Origin of the sequence: Streptomyces sp. NPDC096136, assembly GCF_044763325.1 — a bacterium.
GTDB lineage: Bacteria > Actinomycetota > Actinomycetes > Streptomycetales > Streptomycetaceae > Streptomyces.
Map to the genome: position 1 here is coordinate 411,401 of NZ_JBIWFZ010000004.1, position 16,403 is coordinate 427,803.

16 protein-coding genes are annotated in these 16,403 nt (G+C 74.9%); 9 read left to right on the forward strand and 7 right to left on the reverse strand.

The features are described from left to right. Positions 1-2: 2 nt before the first annotated feature. On the reverse strand, positions 3-851 hold the full coding sequence (locus ACIRBY_RS11080) for a class I SAM-dependent methyltransferase (RefSeq protein WP_403899181.1): 849 nt from the start codon (positions 849-851) through the stop codon (positions 3-5). 372 nt (positions 852-1,223) lie between these two features. Here ACIRBY_RS11080 and rpsA point away from each other — a divergent pair, with 372 nt between their 5' ends. From rpsA to ACIRBY_RS11100, 4 genes are all read left to right on the forward strand, one after another. After that, positions 1,224-2,738, forward strand: coding sequence for a 30S ribosomal protein S1 (gene rpsA / locus ACIRBY_RS11085; RefSeq protein WP_042812805.1), 1,515 nt, complete (start codon positions 1,224-1,226; stop codon positions 2,736-2,738). Between the two features lie 232 nt (positions 2,739-2,970). Continuing rightward, a complete protein-coding gene (locus tag ACIRBY_RS11090; RefSeq protein ID WP_403899184.1) occupies positions 2,971-3,909 on the forward strand; it encodes a PAC2 family protein in 939 nt (312 codons plus the stop codon). A 56-nt stretch (positions 3,910-3,965) separates the two neighbouring features. Continuing rightward, positions 3,966-4,595 carry a dephospho-CoA kinase gene (gene coaE / locus ACIRBY_RS11095; RefSeq protein WP_403899186.1) on the forward strand — a complete coding sequence of 210 codons (630 nt, stop codon included), beginning with the start codon at positions 3,966-3,968 and terminating at the stop codon, positions 4,593-4,595. 82 nt (positions 4,596-4,677) lie between these two features. Further along, the gene (locus ACIRBY_RS11100) at positions 4,678-5,082 is read left to right on the forward strand and encodes a tetratricopeptide repeat protein (RefSeq protein WP_403899189.1); all 405 of its coding nucleotides are present in this window, start codon (positions 4,678-4,680) and stop codon (positions 5,080-5,082) included. Between the two features lie 96 nt (positions 5,083-5,178). Here the strand turns inward: ACIRBY_RS11100 and ACIRBY_RS11105 are convergent, their stop codons facing one another. Then, positions 5,179-5,439, reverse strand: a complete 261-nt coding sequence (locus ACIRBY_RS11105) for a DUF6343 family protein (protein ID WP_403899192.1) — start codon at positions 5,437-5,439, stop codon at positions 5,179-5,181. Between the two features lie 121 nt (positions 5,440-5,560). Between ACIRBY_RS11105 and ACIRBY_RS11110 the strand changes: the two genes are divergently transcribed. Beyond that, positions 5,561-8,419 (forward strand): DEAD/DEAH box helicase, encoded by a 2,859-nt coding sequence (locus ACIRBY_RS11110; protein ID WP_403899194.1) that lies wholly within the window; start codon positions 5,561-5,563, stop codon positions 8,417-8,419. Continuing rightward, positions 8,416-9,621: an SWIM zinc finger family protein gene (locus ACIRBY_RS11115; protein ID WP_403899197.1), complete on the forward strand. Its 1,206-nt coding sequence runs from the start codon at positions 8,416-8,418 to the stop codon at positions 9,619-9,621. The genes ACIRBY_RS11110 and ACIRBY_RS11115 overlap by 4 nt, the downstream gene beginning before the upstream one ends. Here the strand turns inward: ACIRBY_RS11115 and ACIRBY_RS11120 are convergent. Continuing rightward, positions 9,602-10,150, reverse strand: a complete 549-nt coding sequence (locus tag ACIRBY_RS11120) for a hypothetical protein (protein ID WP_403899200.1) — start codon at positions 10,148-10,150, stop codon at positions 9,602-9,604. The two genes, ACIRBY_RS11115 and ACIRBY_RS11120, sit on opposite strands and share 20 nt — an antisense overlap. A 127-nt stretch (positions 10,151-10,277) precedes the next feature. Between ACIRBY_RS11120 and ACIRBY_RS11125 the strand changes: the two genes are divergently transcribed. Further along, positions 10,278-10,964, forward strand: a complete 687-nt coding sequence (locus ACIRBY_RS11125; RefSeq protein ID WP_403899203.1) for a chaplin — start codon at positions 10,278-10,280, stop codon at positions 10,962-10,964. Here the strand turns inward: ACIRBY_RS11125 and ACIRBY_RS11130 are convergent. Further along, positions 10,957-11,616, reverse strand: coding sequence for a DUF2293 domain-containing protein (locus tag ACIRBY_RS11130; protein ID WP_403899206.1), 660 nt, complete (start codon positions 11,614-11,616; stop codon positions 10,957-10,959). The two genes, ACIRBY_RS11125 and ACIRBY_RS11130, sit on opposite strands and share 8 nt — an antisense overlap. A 155-nt stretch (positions 11,617-11,771) precedes the next feature. Between ACIRBY_RS11130 and ACIRBY_RS11135 the strand changes: the two genes are divergently transcribed. After that, positions 11,772-12,269, forward strand: a complete 498-nt coding sequence (locus ACIRBY_RS11135) for a hypothetical protein (RefSeq protein WP_403899209.1) — start codon at positions 11,772-11,774, stop codon at positions 12,267-12,269. On the opposite strand, the gene ACIRBY_RS11140 is transcribed toward ACIRBY_RS11135, so the two are convergent. Continuing rightward, positions 12,233-13,678 carry a WGR domain-containing protein gene (locus ACIRBY_RS11140; protein WP_403899212.1) on the reverse strand — a complete coding sequence of 482 codons (1,446 nt, stop codon included), beginning with the start codon at positions 13,676-13,678 and terminating at the stop codon, positions 12,233-12,235. The two genes, ACIRBY_RS11135 and ACIRBY_RS11140, sit on opposite strands and share 37 nt — an antisense overlap. Before the next feature lie 93 nt (positions 13,679-13,771). Between ACIRBY_RS11140 and ACIRBY_RS11145 the strand changes: the two genes are divergently transcribed. Further along, positions 13,772-14,410: a uridine kinase gene (locus ACIRBY_RS11145; RefSeq protein WP_403899215.1), complete on the forward strand. Its 639-nt coding sequence runs from the start codon at positions 13,772-13,774 to the stop codon at positions 14,408-14,410. Between the two features lie 149 nt (positions 14,411-14,559). Here ACIRBY_RS11145 and ACIRBY_RS11150 read toward each other — a convergent pair whose 3' ends face one another. Beyond that, positions 14,560-15,453: a carbohydrate kinase family protein gene (locus ACIRBY_RS11150; protein ID WP_403899218.1), complete on the reverse strand. Its 894-nt coding sequence runs from the start codon at positions 15,451-15,453 to the stop codon at positions 14,560-14,562. Continuing rightward, entirely contained in the window at positions 15,450-16,382 is a 933-nt protein-coding gene (locus ACIRBY_RS11155) for a pseudouridine-5'-phosphate glycosidase (RefSeq protein ID WP_403899221.1), read from the reverse strand. Before ACIRBY_RS11155 ends, ACIRBY_RS11150 begins: the two co-directional genes overlap by 4 nt. Between the last annotated feature and the right edge of the window lie 21 nt (positions 16,383-16,403).

Consider the following 16,403-nt stretch of genomic DNA (forward strand, 5'->3'; position numbering starts at 1 on the left):
GCTCAGTCCCGCTCGCACACGAAGACGGCCGTGCCCGGGATCAGGCTGCCGCGCAGCGGGGACCAGCCGCCCCACTCCTGGGCGTTCCACTCCGGCCACTCCGGCTCCACCAGGTCCAGCAGCCGGAAACCGCCCGCGACCACGTCCCGGACCCGGTCGCCGAGGGTGCGGTGGTGCTCGACGTAGACGGCGCGGCCCTGCTCGTCCTGCTCGACGTACGGGGTCCGGTCGAAGTAGGAGGCGGACACCGACAGCCCGTCGGGGCCGGGCTCGTCGGGGAAGGCCCAGCGGATCGGGTGGGTGACGGAGAAGACCCAGCGCCCGCCGGGGCGCAGCACGCGGTGCACCTCGCGCATGACGTTGACCGGGTCGGCGACGAAGGGGACGGCCCCGTACGCGGAGCAGGCCAGGTCGAAGGAGCCGTCGCGGAAGGGCAGCCGGCCGGCGTCGGCCTCCACGAGGGGGACCTCGCCGCCGATGCGCAGGGCGTGCTGGAGCTGGCGGTGCGAGAGGTCCAGGGCCACCGCGCGGGCGCCCTGCGCGGCGAGCCAGCGCGAGCACTGGGCGGCGCCGGCGCCGATCTCCAGGACGTCCTTGCCCTTGAGGGAGGCGGCGGGGCCCAGGAGCGAGGCCTCCTCCTCGTCCAGGCCCTCCGGCCCCCAGACGAAGCGGTCGTCGCCCAGGAACGCGCCGTGCTCGCTCTGGTACTCGTCGGCGTTGCGGTCCCACCAGCCGCGGCTCGCGCGGCTGCTCTCCGCCTCCCCGGCCTCGCGCCGGGTGGCCGCGGCGTCGTCCTCGTAGGCGTCCTCGTCCTCGGGCGCGTCTTCGGGGGCGTAGTCCTCTTGGTTCATGGGGCCCGTCGTCGTAGTCTGCGGATGGCTGGCGGTGCACCCGGACGGCTGAAAGTTCGTGCGGATCGCTCATCAGGGCGTTCCCGCCCACGAATTGTGCCGGTTATGAGGTGATCCGCCCGCGGTGTGCGCCTTCGCGCATTGACCCTGTCCGGCTGCCCCCGTATGCTACAAGTTGCGCTGCGAGCCTGTGCTCCTCAGACATAGCAGGCTGCGCTTGCATCTGTTGAATGTCCCCTCGGTTTTCGAGGCCCCTACCCCTTGCGGGGGATGGGCTTCCTTGGCTGTCCGGCTTCATCGGCAGATGCCGATAAGGGCTCCCGGCGTAGCAGTACCTACGACTTTCTGTCCGTAACCGGAGCCCTTTCCCACATGACGAGCAGCACCGAGACCACCGCCACCACCACTCCGCAGGTAGCGGTCAACGACATCGGTAACGCGGAAGCCTTCCTGGCCGCGATCGACGAGACGATCAAGTACTTCAACGACGGCGACATCGTCGACGGCGTCATCGTGAAGGTCGACCGGGACGAGGTCCTGCTCGACATCGGTTACAAGACGGAAGGCGTGATCCCGAGCCGCGAGCTCTCGATCAAGCACGACGTCGACCCGAACGAGGTCGTCAAGGTCGGTGACGAGATCGAGGCCCTGGTTCTCCAGAAGGAGGACAAGGAAGGCCGCCTGATCCTGTCCAAGAAGCGCGCTCAGTACGAGCGTGCCTGGGGCACGATCGAGAAGATCAAGGAAGAAGACGGCATCGTCACCGGTACCGTCATCGAGGTCGTCAAGGGTGGTCTCATCCTCGACATCGGCCTCCGCGGCTTCCTCCCGGCCTCCCTGGTCGAGATGCGTCGCGTCCGCGACCTCCAGCCCTACGTGGGCAAGGAGCTCGAGGCGAAGATCATCGAGCTGGACAAGAACCGCAACAACGTGGTCCTGTCCCGCCGCGCCTGGCTCGAGCAGACCCAGTCCGAGGTCCGCCAGACGTTCCTCACCACCCTGCAGAAGGGTCAGGTCCGCTCCGGCGTCGTCTCCTCGATCGTCAACTTCGGTGCGTTCGTGGACCTGGGCGGCGTCGACGGCCTCGTGCACGTCTCCGAGCTGTCCTGGAAGCACATCGACCACCCGTCCGAGGTCGTCGAGGTCGGCCAGGAGGTCACCGTCGAGGTTCTCGACGTGGACATGGACCGCGAGCGCGTCTCCCTGTCGCTGAAGGCGACGCAGGAGGACCCGTGGCAGCAGTTCGCCCGGACCCACCAGATCGGCCAGGTCGTCCCGGGTAAGGTCACCAAGCTGGTTCCGTTCGGTGCGTTCGTCCGCGTGGACGAGGGCATCGAGGGTCTGGTCCACATCTCCGAGCTGGCCGAGCGCCACGTGGAGATCCCGGAGCAGGTCGTCCAGGTCAACGACGAGATCTTCGTCAAGGTCATCGACATCGACCTCGAGCGTCGCCGGATCTCGCTGTCCCTCAAGCAGGCCAACGAGTCCTTCGGTGCCGACCCGGCGTCGGTCGAGTTCGACCCGACCCTGTACGGCATGGCCGCGTCCTACGACGACCAGGGCAACTACATCTACCCCGAGGGCTTCGACCCCGAGACCAACGACTGGCTCGAGGGCTACGAGACCCAGCGCGAGACGTGGGAGCGCCAGTACGCCGAGGCGCAGGTCCGCTTCGAGCAGCACCAGGCGCAGGTCATCAAGAGCCGCGAGGCCGACGAGGCCGCTGCCGCCGCGGGCGAGACCGCCCCGGCCGCCGGTGGCAACGCCGGTGCGGGCATCTCCGGTGGCTCCTACTCCTCCGAGGGTGCGGACGAGACCTCCGGCGCCCTGGCGTCCGACGAGGCCCTGGCCGCGCTCCGCGAGAAGCTGGCCGGCGGCCAGAGCTGATCGCAGCGCAGCGTGCACACCACGCTCCGGCGTGAGGTGAGCTGAACGGCGAGGCCCGTCCCCTTCGGGGGGCGGGCCTCGTCGCATTGCCGGGCCCCCACCCACCGCGGAGGGGGCCCGCCCGCGGACAGGGGGGCTTGTCGCATTCCCGTGAATCCGGCCAACTGGGGAATGGCGGGGCGTCCTTGGACGTTCCCAGCAGAGAACACGGCGAGAGGGAGGAGTGGTGACGGTGCTTGATCCACAGGGTCTGTACGAATGGGACGCCAAGGGTCTGGCGGTGGCCGACGTGGCGCTCGCCCAGGACTCGGCCGGACTGGTCATGCTCTACCACTTCGAGGGGTACATCGACGCCGGCGAGACCGGGGAGCAGATCGTCGAACGGCTCCTGGACACCCTGCCCCACCAGGTGGTGGCCCGCTTCGACGCCGACCGGCTGGTGGACTACCGGGCCCGCCGCCCGCTGCTGACCTTCCAGCGCGACCACTGGACGGAGTTCGAGGAGCCCCGGCTGGAGGTCCGCCTCGTCCAGGACGCCACGGGCGCGCCCTTCCTGCTGCTGTCGGGCCCCGAGCCGGACGTGGAGTGGGAGCGCTTCGCCGTCGCCGTCCGCCAGATCGTCGAGCGTCTCGGCGTGCGCCTCTCGGTCAACTTCCACGGCATCCCCATGGGCGTCCCGCACACCCGGCCCGTCGGCATCACCCCGCACGGCAACCGCACCGACCTGATGCCCGGCCACCGCAGCCCCTTCGACGAGGCGCAGGTCCCGGGCAGTGCGGAGTCCCTGGTCGAGTTCCGCCTCGGCCAGGCCGGACACGACGTGCTCGGCGTCGCGGCGCACGTCCCGCACTACGTCGCCCGCTCCCCCTACCCCGACGCGGCGCTCACCGCGCTGGAGGCGATCACGGCCGCGACCGGACTGGTCCTGCCGGCCGTGGCCCACGCCCTGCGCACCGAGGCGCACCGCACGCAGACGGAGATCGACCGGCAGATCCGCGAGGGTGACGAGGAGCTCGTCAGCCTGGTCCAGGGCCTGGAGCACCAGTACGACGCCGCCGCCGGGGCCGAGACCCGCGGCAACATGATCGCCGAGCCGGCCGAGATCCCGACGGCGGACGAGATCGGCCGCGAGTTCGAGCGGTTCCTCGCGGAGCGCGAGGGCGAGGCGTAGCGGGACCGGGGGACGCGGCCGGAGTCGTCCGGGGGAGGGGCGCTAGGGTGCTGGGCATGCTGAAGGTGGGCCTGACAGGCGGAATCGGTGCCGGCAAGAGCGAGGTCTCGCGGCTGCTGGCGGGGTACGGGGCGGTCGTCGTGGACGCCGACCGGATCGCGCGGGAGGTCGTGGAGCCCGGTACGCCCGGGCTCGCGGCCGTGGTGGAGGCCTTCGGGGCCTGCGTGCTGACCGCCGACGGGACGCTCGACCGGCCGAAGCTGGGGGCGATCGTCTTCGCCGACCAGGAGAAGCTCCGGACCCTGAACGCGATCGTGCACCCGCTGGTCGGGGCCCGGTCCGCCGAGCTGGAGCGGGCGGCGGGGCCCGGCGCGATCGTGGTCCACGACGTGCCGCTCCTCACCGAGAACGGGCTCGCGCCGCTGTACGACCTGGTCGTCGTCGTGGACGCCGCCCCCGGGACGCAGCTGGCCCGGCTGACCGCACTGCGCGGGATGACCGAGGAGGAGGCCCGGGCCCGGATGGCGGCCCAGGCCACCCGGGAGCAGCGGCTGGGCGTGGCCACGCTGGTGATCGACAACGACGGGCCGCTGGAGGCGCTGGAACCCCAGGTCCGCCGGGTGTGGGAGCAGCTCACCGCCCGGGCCGCCGCCGCACGCGCGGAATCCGGGGCTCCGGCGGAGTAGCCGGGCGGCGCCGCCGGGTGACGGGGAACAACCGCGGAGCGGAAGCGCGTTGAGGGCGTGCGCAGAGGGAAGGAGACACACTGTGCCCGACACCACGCCCACGCCGCCGACCCCGCCGGAGTCCTCCGGACCGCCGAGCCCCGAGACCCACGTCATCGACTACAGGGCCGCCGAGCAGCTCCTCGCCGCCCGGGACCCGCGCGGCGCGGTCCGGCTGCTGGACTCCGTCATAGCCGCCCACCCCGAGAACACCGCGGCCCGACTGCTGCGCGCCCGGGCCTTCTTCGCGGCGGCCCAGCTGCGGCCCGCGCAGCTGGAGTTCGAGCTGGTCCTTGAGCGGGAGCCGGACAACGCCTTCGCCCACTTCGCGCTGGCCCGAACCCACCAGCGCTCCGGCCGGCACGAGCAGGCCCGCCGGCACTTCCGGCTCGCCGCCGCCCTCGACCCCCAGCCGGAGTACCTGGCCGCGGCCCGCTTCGAGGCCTGACGCCGCGGCACACCGGCGCGCCGGCCGGCGCTCCGGCCGGAGCACCGGCCCCGGAGCGGGTGCGCCGCTGAAGAGGGGGCCGGGCGCCGCAGTGGATCAGCGGCTGCGCGGGGGCTCGTACGGGGGGATGTCCCGGCCCGGCTGGTAGTGCGGCCCCTGGTGGATGTGCCGCACCACGACCGCCAGGTCCACGGCGGCCAGCACCGCCAGCGCCGCGCACGCCGCGGCCCACCCGGGCCGTTCGGCCAGCGAGAACACGGCCGCCCCGGCGGCGGCCCAGACCAGTCCCCACAGGCTGAGCCAGAACCGCAGCCGCAGCGGACTGCGGGCGGTCAGGGGTTCGTTTCCGGTACGCATGGTCGTCCCTCACCCGACGGAGACCTCCCTTCCATGGTCGCACGCCCTGCGGGCCCCGCGTATGCCCAGGTCAGCGGCGTTGTCAGTGGCCACGCCTAGACTCGGCGGCAGTGGATCCGCCATGACCGGGCGGAGCCGAGCACCAGGGAGGGGGACCCCCGTGACCACGCAGCCGCCGCCGCAGCCCCTGCTGCGCCGGGCCGCCGTGTTCCTGCCCGCGGCCGTCCCCCGTGAGGGGCGGATCGCCTTCTGGTGCCCCGAGGGGGAGCCGCTGCCCGAGGGCGGGACCCCGCATCCGCTCCAGGTGGTGCGGCCGCACGGCTCCGGGGTCCGCACCCGCACCGTGCCCGCCGTGTCCCTGCCCGTGGCCGAGGCCCTGCCCCTGCTGGTGCGGGCCGCCCACAGCCAGGCCTCCCATCCCGCCACCCGCGCCTGGGGCACCGCCGCCGTCCAGGCACTGGTGCTCGCCGCCCGGGGCCGCCTGCTGCCCGGGCTCACCCCCGAGGGGGTCGACGCCTGGCGCGCGGGGCCGCTCGACGCCGATGACGTCGGGTACCTCCGCGCCGTCGCCGCCGCCCTCCCGTACGAGGGGTACGCCACCCCGCTCGCCGGGCGCCGACCGCTGGCGCTGCCCGAACCGCAGGCCCTGGTCCGTGCCTTCCTCGACGCCGTCGCCGACACCCTGCCCCGCACCCCCGCCGCGCCGTTCGCCGCCGGGCAGCCCTTCGCCGCGGCGGAGCCGCAGCCCGTGCCCGGGATACGGGAGTGGGCCGAGCAGGTCGCGGCCGGCGCCGACGCCGGGGTGGGGATCTCCCTGCGCCTCGACCTGTCCGCCTTCCGCCTGTTCGACGAGGCCGAGCCGGAGGAGGTCCGCCGCGCCGGGGCCGCCGTGGTCCAGGTGCACAGCCTCGCCGACCCGACCCTGGTGACGGACGCCGCGCAGCTGTGGGCCGGTGCCGCCGCGTCCGGGTTCGGGCCGCGCGCCCGGATCGACGCCGTGCTGGCGCTGCGCCGGGCCGGCCGGGTCTGGCCGCCGCTGCTGCGCCTGCTCGACCAGCCCGTTCCCGACGCCCTCGCCCTGTCCGACCCGGAGCTCGAAGACCTGCTGGGCGCCGCCGCGACCCGGCTGGAGCGGGCCGGGGTCGTGGTCCACTGGCCGCGCGAGCTGGCCCGTACCCTGACCGCGACCGCCGCCGTCCGGCAGGCCGCGCCCGGCTCCGCCATCGACGGCACCGCCTTCTTCGACGCCGCCGGGCTGTTCGCGTTCTCCTGGGAGCTCGCCCTCGGCGGGGACCGGCTCACCCCGTCGGAGATGGACGCCCTCGCCCGGGCCCACCGCCCGGTGGTGCGGCTGCGCGACCAGTGGGTGCGGGTCGATCCGGAGCTGGTGCGCAAGGCCCGCAAGCGGGAACTGGGCCTGCTGGACCCGGTGGACGCGCTGGCCACCGTCCTGACCGGGACGGCCGAGGTCGACGGGGAGACGGTGGAGGCCGTTCCGGTGGGGGCGCTGGCGGCGCTGCGGGACCGGCTGACGGGTGAGCCGGGACCGATGGCGGCCCCGGCGGGGCTGAAGGCGGTGCTGCGGGACTACCAGCTGCGCGGTCTGGCCTGGCTGGACCTGATGACCTCGCTCGGGCTGGGCGGTTGTCTGGCCGACGACATGGGCCTGGGCAAGACGGTCACGCTGATCGCCCTGCACCTGCACCGGGCCCGCCCGGAGCCCACGCTGGTGGTGTGCCCGGCGTCGCTGCTGGGGAACTGGCAGCGGGAGATCGAGAGGTTCGCGCCGGGCACGCCCGTGCGCCGCTTCCACGGCGGGGACCGCAGCCTCGACTCCCTCGACGGCGGGTTCGTCCTCACCACCTACGGGACGATGCGGGCCTCGGCCGCGCGGCTGGCCGCCCAGAGCTGGGGACTGGTCGCCGCCGACGAGGCGCAGCACGTCAAGAACCCGCACTCGGCGACCGCGAAGGCGCTGCGCACGATCCCGGCCCCGGCGCGGGTGGCCCTCACGGGTACCCCGGTCGAGAACAACCTCTCCGAGCTGTGGGCCCTGCTCGACTGGACCACCCCCGGGCTGCTCGGTCCGCTCACGGCCTTCCGCGCCCGGCACGCCCGCCCGGTGGAGCACCAGACGGAGGAGGACGGGGGCAACGAGGAGGCCGTCGCCCGGCTGGCGGCGCTGGTGCGGCCGTTCCTGCTGCGCCGCAGGAAGTCCGACCCCGGCATCGCGCCCGAGCTGCCGCCGAAGACCGAGACCGACCATCCGGTGTCGCTGACCCGGGAGCAGGTCTCGCTCTACCAGGCGGCGGTGGAGGAGGCCATGGCCGTGATCGAGGGGAGCGAGGGCATCGAGCGGCGCGGCATGATCATGAAGCTGCTGGCCTCGCTCAAGCAGATCTGCAACCACCCCGCCCAGTACCTGCGGGAGGCCGATCCGCGGATCCCGCACCGCTCGGGCAAGCTCGCCCTGCTCGACGAGCTCCTGGACACCATCCTGGCCGAGGGCGGCTCGGTCCTGGTGTTCACCCAGTACGTGACGATGGCCCGCATCCTCGAACGCCACCTCGCCGCCCGCGGCGTCCCCACCCAGCTGCTGCACGGAGGCACCCCCGTGCCCCGCCGCGAGGAACTCGTCGACCGCTTCCAGTCCGGCGAGGTCCCCGTCTTCCTGCTCTCCCTCAAGGCCGCCGGGACCGGCCTCAACCTCACCCGCGCCGGCCACGTCGTCCACTACGACCGCTGGTGGAACCCGGCCGTCGAGGAACAGGCCACCGACCGCGCCTACCGCATCGGCCAGACCCAGCCCGTCCAGGTCCACCGCATCATCGCCGAAGGCACCGTCGAGGACCGCATCGCCGAACTCCTCGAAAGCAAGCGCGCCCTCGCCGACGCCGTCCTCGGCTCCGGCGAGGCCGCCCTCACCGAGCTCGGCGACCGGGAGCTGGCCGACCTCGTCTCCCTGCGGAGGCCCGCATGATCACCGCGCGGGAGGACCGCCGCCGCACCTTCGAGACCGTGCCCGCCGGGGCCGAGGCCGCCACCTGGTGGGGCCGGGCCTGGGTGCGCGCCCTGGAGGAGCGCGCCCCGGACGCGGCCCGCCTCGCGCGCGGCCGCGCGTACGCCGCCGAGGGCCACGTCGACGCGGTCACCGTCACCCCCGGCCGGATCGTGGCCTACGTCCGCGGCAGCAAGGCCCGCCCGTACCGCACCGAGCTGGCCCTGCCCGCCTTCACCGACGCCGAGTGGGCCGAGGCGCTGGAGGAGGTGGCGGCCGACCCCGCCGCACTGGCGGCGCTGCTGGAGCGGGAGGTCCCGCAGTCCCTCGCCGGGCGGATCCTGCCCGGCGCGGGCGAACTCGCCGCCCGCTGCTCCTGCCCGGACCCGGCGCGCCCGCCCTGCAAGCACGCCGCGGCCCTCTGCTACCGGGCGGCCCGCCTCCTCGACACCGACCCGTTCGTCCTGCTGCTCCTGCGCGGCCGGGGCGAGCGCGAGCTCCTCGACGACCTCGCCCGCCGCAACGCCGCCCATGCCGCGCGGGAACGGCCCGACGCCGTACCGGACTTCCCCGGCGCCCCGGCCCGCGCGGCGGCGGCCCGCACCGTCCTGCCCCCGCTGCCCGCCCCGCTCGCCGCACCCGCCGCGGCGGGCCAGCCGCCCGTCTACCCCGCCGACCCGGCCGCCCCGGACCCGCTGGCGCTGGAGCAGCTCGCCGGCGACGCCGCCGCCCGGGCCCTCGCCCTGCTCACCACGGGCGAGGACCCGATCGGGGGGCTCGGCCTCTGGCAGGACGCCGTCCGGCTGGCCTCCGCGCATCCCACGGCCGGTCTCACCGGGGCCGCCCGCACCCTCTACCGGGACCTGGCCCGGGCCACCGGGCGGACCACCACCGACCTGGCCCGGGCCGCCGCGGCCTGGCGGCAGGGGGGCCTGCCCGCGCTCACCGTCCTCGACGAGCCGTGGGACCCGCCGGCCGGCCCCTTCGACCGGGCCCGTCCGAGCCTGCTCGCGGCCGGCCTGGGCTCCTTCCGCCCCGAGCACAACCGCCTCACGGACCGCACCCGCCAGCTGCGGCTGGGCCGCGAGGGCCTCTGGTACGCGTACGAGTGCCGCCCGGGGACGGACGACTGGTGGCCCACCGGCCGGCCGTCCCCGGACCCGGTCAGCGCGCTGCGGGGGTGAGCCCGGCCGCCCAGGCGGACAGGGCGGTGAAGTCCCGGTCGCGCAGGCCGTGACGGGGGTGGACGCGCAGCAGGAGGGCCGGGGCCGGGTGGTGCGCGCGGACCCAGGCCCGGTCCTGCGGGGTGATCATGTCGTCGACCCAGGCGAAGGGCCGGCCGGCGGCCCAGGTGAGCAGGTGCCGGGTCTTCCAGGAGAGGCCGTCCGGGTCGCGGGCGAAGAGCTCGGGCCAGTCGACGACGGGGAGGTCGGCGGGCAGCCCGATGCGCGGGGCGATCAGGGTGTTGGCCTGGTGCGTCCAGGCGGTGGCCCAGGCGAGTTCGAAGGGCAGGGCCAGCAGCCGCGGGCCGTGCGAGGGGTGGAGGCGTACCCGCACGCCGCGCCGCGCCCGCCGGGACTCCGGGTCGCGGTAGGAGAGCCAGACGTCCGGGCGCATCCGGTGGCTGGTGTAGCCGCGCAGGCCCGCGGAGAGGGACCGGAAGGGGTTGAGCGGGCCGTCCACGTCCAGCAGGAGCAGGGGGTGTTCAGTCATGAAGTAGGCACTACCCAGTACACGATGGAGTGAAATGCCTACCGGCTCTATAACCCGAACGGGTCTACCGCGTTGTCTCCGGTACGGGCGCGACGCCCCTGAAACCCTCCGGAAGGCAGGAAGACTGATGCGTCACAGTCGTCGGAACGGCGTGATCGCGGCGATGGTCGCGGGTGGCGGCCTGGCGGTGGCGGGGGTGGGCCTCGCCCACGCCGACGCCGACGCCGGCGGATCCGCCGAGCGGTCGCCGGGGCTGCTCTCGGGGAACCTGGTGCAGCTGCCGGTGCACGTCCCGGTCAACGTGTGCGGGAACACCGTGAACGTGGCCGGAGTCCTCAACCCCGCCGCGGGCAACCGCTGTACCAACGCGGCCCCGGACGGCGGCCATCCCGATCCGAGGCCCGCCCATCCGGCGAAACCCGGATCCGGCCAGGGGGGAGGGGCCGTCGCGCAGGGCGGGGCGAAGGGATCGCCGGGGCTGCTGTCGGGCAACGGCATCCAGCTCCCCGTGGACCTCCCGCTCAACGTCAGCGGGAACTCGGTCGACGTCGTCGGCGTCGGCAACGCCTCCCACGGCAACACCTCCGTGAACGGCGAGACCCCCGCCGGAGCCAAGCCGCCCCAGCCCGTGCCGCCGGTGGCCGAGCGGCCGGCCACGCCGCCCCCGACCGCGCCGGCCGCCCCGTCCCTGCCGCCCGGCGACACCTCGGCCCTGGCCCACACCGGCTCCGACGGCCTCGGCTACCTGCTGCCCGGCAGCGGCGCCCTGCTCCTCGGCGGAGTGCTCCTCTACCGCCGCTTCCGCGTCAGCTGACGGGGCCCGCGCGCCAGCCGTCGAGGATCGAGTCGATCCGCGCCGCCAGCCGGGCACGGGCCTCGAACCGGTGCACCCCGGCCATCAGCAGCGCGTCGTACTCGGTGTCCGTGTGCCGCACGGCCGCCCGGACCGCCATCGACACCGCCTGCCCGTCCAGGGCCCGGCCTGCCGCGGTGCGGCCCACCCGCCCGCTGCCGCGCACCGAGGCGTGGGCGGCGATCGCCCGCGCCCGCTCGGGCGGGCAGCCGGGGAACAGCCGGAGTATCTCGGCGGCGAAGGCCGCCGTGAACCGTACGTCCTCGGCCGCGCGGCGGCGCCGGTCGCGCTCCCTGCGCCGGGCCCGGGCGTCGGCGTCGGCGAGGCAGGCCCGCTCGGCGCGGGCCAGCGCGGCGTCCTCGACCAGCAGGCCCTGGCGCTCGTAGCGGCGGCGTCCCCGGTGCCGGCGCACCACGACGGCCGACAGCGAACTCGCCTCCCGCGCCCTGCGGGTGAGCGCCGCGTCGCCGCGCGGCAGGTAGACGAGGTGCCCGAGATCGGCGCAGTCCAGACAGCGCGGCACACCGGCCTCACGGACGAGGCGGCGCAGGGGGCCCTGTCGGCACTCGGCGCAGTGGATCGGCTTCTGTGACTCGAAGACGACGAGACTCATGCCGTGGTGATACCGCCGACCGGGTCCTCTATCACCTTGCGGGGATGGGTTATTTGGGTATTGCGAAAATCTGTCCGGACCTCGTGGCCTCGGCCTAGCGTCACCCGGTACGGGCCGCGGCGAGCCCATGGCGGAGAGCGCGGGGAGGACAGCGCATGGGCGGACGGCAGGCCACGGCGCAGCGGCGCCCGAGAACCGGGTTCCCGGAGGACCTGACGGGCCGGGAGGTCGTCATCGCACCCGGCGGCTGTACGGGCTGGCACTACCACCTGGTCCCGCTGATCGCGGTCGTCGCCTCCGGCACCCTCACCCGGATCCTGTGCGACGGCACCGTCGAGGTCCACCCCGCGGGGGCCGCCTTCGTCGAACCCGAGGGCCACGACCACGTCCACCTCGGCCGCAACCTCGGCACCGCCCCCGTCGTCCTCCACATCACCTGCGGGCTCGCCGGGGACGACCCCTGGGCCGTCCCCGCCCCGCCCCCGCCCGGCGCCCGCCCCTGCCACTGCCCGGAGCACGCCTGCGCGACGGCCTCCGCGCGCCCGCGGGCCGTGCCGTGGAGACCCCCGTCCACCACGACACCGCCCGCGGACCGCGGCCCCGGCGGCCCGACGGGTCAGACCAGCCGGCGTATCTCCCCGCGCACCCGGTAGAAGCCACCGGTCGCCGCGTGCAGCCCGTCCACCACGTACCGGGCCCCGGCCTCCCGTATCCCGCGCGGGAACTGCACGTTCCAGCTCGGTTCGAAGCCGTCCGACACCACCTGCACCCGCATCCGGCCGCCCACCTGCACGCACTCGACCACGACACCGCCCGACGGGACCGAGGCGACCGAGACCGTCGCCACCGCCGCCGCCGAGGCCGCCGGGGTGAAGACCGGCAGTGCCGCAGCGGACTTCACGTCCACCGCCGCCGGCACGGACCCCTGCTGGGCCGCCGCGATGGCCGCCTCGCTCGCGTCCACGCACACCAGCGAGCCGTCCGTCGTGACCAGGTAGAGCCGCCCGTCCAGGTACTGCATCGACAGGGCGGACCCGCCGCCGGTGCCCAGCTTCCACAGCCGCCGCCCGTCGGCGTCGAAGCAGTACACCGAGGACGAGGAGTCACCGGCGAACACGTGGCGGCCGTCCGGCGACGTCGCGCACGAGTACACGGCCGCGTCGCACGGGTACGAGGCCTCGACCGCGCCCGTCGCCTTCGACAGGCGCTGCACGGTGTTGCGCACCGTGCCCGCGTACACCGCGTCCTGCTCCTGCCAGCCGAACAGCACCCCGCCGGGCGTCTTGGTGTGCCACAACTGGCCCGTGCCGTCGGCCGCGTAGGCCGTCACACCGCCGCTGTGGCCGTGGTACACCGCCCGCTCGTCCGCCCGGACCATCCAGGCGCCGCCGCCGGCGGACCTGCGCGACCACTGGTGCTCGTCCTCGTGGTCGATGACGGTCAGGCCGCCGTTCGCGTCGGAGACGTTGAGCACGCCCTCGTGGATGTCGAGCCAGTAGATGTCGACATCGGCCGCTATCCCGTACGCCGCGAACGGCACCTTCGACGACAGGTCGTACACGGTGCCGTCGTCACAGCCCGCATAGATCCAGAACTCGTCCGCGACCAGGCACTTCACCCCGTCCGGCAGCGAGTAGCGGGCGAGCACCTCGCCGCCGTGGCTCACGGTGTAGACGTCCCCGGCCTGGTTGCCGACCCAGCAGCGGTCCTCGTCCACGTGGATGCCGAAGGCCGCGGAGCCGGTGCGGAAGCGCCACAGCACCGGAGCCACCGCGCGGGCCGTCGACGGCGCCGAGGCCACCTGCCGGCGGGTCACCGCCCGCGCGGCCCGCGCCCCCCGCACCGCCGGGGCGTACCCCTTGCGGACCTTCTCGCCGATCTTCTTGGCCGCGGCCGCCCGGGCCTTCTCCACGGTCGGGAACGACGAGCTCTGCAGCTGCCCGGCCGCGCCGATGCGGCCGTAGCGCACGGAGACGAGGACGCCGTCCACGATCACCTCGTAGAACTTGTGCGCCGCGCCGTCCTCCTGGGACAGCTCCAGGTACGTCGTTTCCCGAGCCATGACAGACCCCTCCCCGAAGAGTCGGGCCGCCGGCTCCTGTTCACCGGTGATCCCTCGTGAAAAACGCTAAGCGCGACCACTGACAATGGGCCCGTGAAGCTCGAAGCGATCACCTGGCAGCGGATGGCCGAGCGGCTCGCCGGCCACCTCGGCGCGCCCCCGGAGGGCGGTACGTGGCACCGCGTGGGCATCGACGGGGCCCCGGCGGCCGACACCGGGGTCCTGGCCGGTGAACTGGCCGAGGCGCTGCGGCTGCGCGGCCGGTCGGTGCAGGTGGTGGCGGCTGGGGGGTTCCTGCGGCCGGCGTCCCTGCGGTTCGAGTTCGGGCGGGAGGACGTGGACGCGTACCTCGGCGGCTGGTACGACACCGGCGCGCTGTGGCGCGAGGTCTTCGCGCCGACGGACCCGGGCGGCAGCGGGCGGGTCCTGCCGGACCTGTGGGACCCGGTGACCGACCGCGCGACCCGCAGCCCGTACGCCGAACTCCCCCCGGGCGGAGCCCTGATCGTGCACGGCCCGCTGCTGCTGGGCCACTGGTTCCCCTTCGACCTGAGCGTGCACATCAGCCTCTCGGAGGGGGCGCTGGCACGGCGCACGGCCCCCTCCGAGCGTTGGACCCTGCCGGCGTTCGCCCGCTACGCCCGGGAGACCGACCCGGCGTCGACGGCGGACGTCCTGGTCCGCGCGGACGACCCCCGCCACCCGGCCTGGACCGGACTGCGCGACCGCTAGGGGCTGTCGTCGAACTCCCGTCTGCCCCGCGGGCGACGACGGGACTTCGACGACGGGACTTCGACGACAGCCCCCAGGGGCTGTCCGCGAAGCAGCGGACACACCCCAGGGGCTGATCCGCCGGACCTTCCTCGGGACGTCCGGCCGGCTCAGGGGCGGCCGCCCAGGCGGGTCACCGCCCGGGCCGCCGCGCGGCAGCCCGCGCGGGTGGCCGCCGTCGGGGCGGCGCCGGACAGGCGGGCGGCCAGGAAGCCGCCGGTGAACGCGTCGCCCGCCCCCGTGGTGTCCACCGCCTCCGCGGGCTCCGCCTCGACCTCGGCCGTGATCCGCCCGCCCTCGGCGACGAGCGCCCCGCCCGTGCCCCGCGTCACCACCACCAGCGGCACCCGCCGGCTGAGGGCCTCGGCGGCCCGGGCCGTGTCCGGCAGGCCGGCCAGCAGCCGGGCCTCGTCCTCGTTCGGCAGGAGGACCCCGACCCCCGCCACCGCCGCCAGGAAGGCCTCGGGGCCCAGTTCGGCGAGGAACCCCGCCGACGCCGGGTCGACGCTGACCGGCACCCCCCGCGTCCGGGCGGCCCGCAGCGCGACCAGGGCCAGCTCCCGGCTCGGCTCGGCGAAGAACAGGTAGCCGGACAGGTGGAGGTGGGCGGCGCCGTCCAGCAGCGCGGGCGCCCAGTCGGCGGGGCACAGCCGCAGGGAGGCCCCGCTGTCGGTGAGGAACGTCCGCTCCGCGTCCTCCCCGACCAGCGCCACCACCGTTCCGGTCGGCTCGGCCGGGTCCACCACCAGCCGGGGCCGCACCCCCGCGTCGACGAGCGCCCGCTCGTGCCAGCGCGCGGACTCGCAGCCCACGCGGGCGAGGAGCCGCACCTCGGCGGTGCCCGTACGGGCCGCCCAGCAGGCCGCGTTGGCGCCGGCGCCGCCGGGCAGGGTGCGGATGCGGGCGGCGGTGTCGGTGGCCGGGGCGAGGGGCTCCCGGTGCACCGCCACCACGTCCGTGACCACGTCCCCGACGACCAGCAGCGCACCCGGTGCCCCCGTCACGCCCGGTCCGCCCACGCCCCGGCGATCCGGGACCCGAGCCGCACGTTGCCCCGTACCGCCGCCAGGTTCGCCTCCAGGGAGGCCCCGCCGGTCGCCCGTACCAGGAACCCCAGCAGGAACGGTGTCACCGCCTGCCCCGTGATCCCGCGCTCCCGGCACTCGGCCAGCGCCTGCGCCAGGACGCGGTCGTGGAGAGCGGGGTCCAACTGCTCCTCCGCAGGGACAGGGTTGGCCACCACCAGGGCGGACCCGGGTCCGCCCACGGCGTCCTGGGCGGCCATCACGTCCGCCACCTCCTCCGGGCGCTCCACCGTCCAGTCCACCGGTTCGCCGGAGTCGGCCAGGTAGAACCCGGGGAAACGGTTCGTCCGGTAGCCGACGACACCGACGCCGAGCGTTTCCAGCCGCTGCAGCGTGGCGGGGACGTCCAGGATCGACTTCACCCCCGCGCACACCACCGTGATCCGGGTGCGCGCCAGCAGCGACAGGTCCGCCGACTCGTCCTGGGTCTGCGCGAACTCCCGGTGCACGCCGCCCAGGCCGCCCGTGGCGAAGACCCGCAGGCCGGCCCGCGCGGCCAGGAGGGCCGTCGCCGAGACCGTCGTCGCGCCCGTGGCACCCGCCGCGAGGGCCGGGGCGAGGTCGCGGTGGCCGAGCTTGCGCACACCCTCGCCCGCCGCGATCCGCTCCAGGCCCGCCTTGTCCAGGCCCGCGTACGCCACCCCGTCGACCACCGCCACCGTCGCCGGGACCGCACCCTCCGCGCGGACCAGCTCCTCCAGCTCCAGACCCACCTGGAGGTTGCGGGGCCGGGGCAGGCCGTGCGCGATGATCGTCGACTCCAGGGCGACGACGGGCCTGCGCGCGGCGAGCGCCTCGCGCACCTCGTCCGACAGGACCGGGACCTCGGATGCTCTGTGCTGTGGCATGTCCCCATCCATGGCACGGGA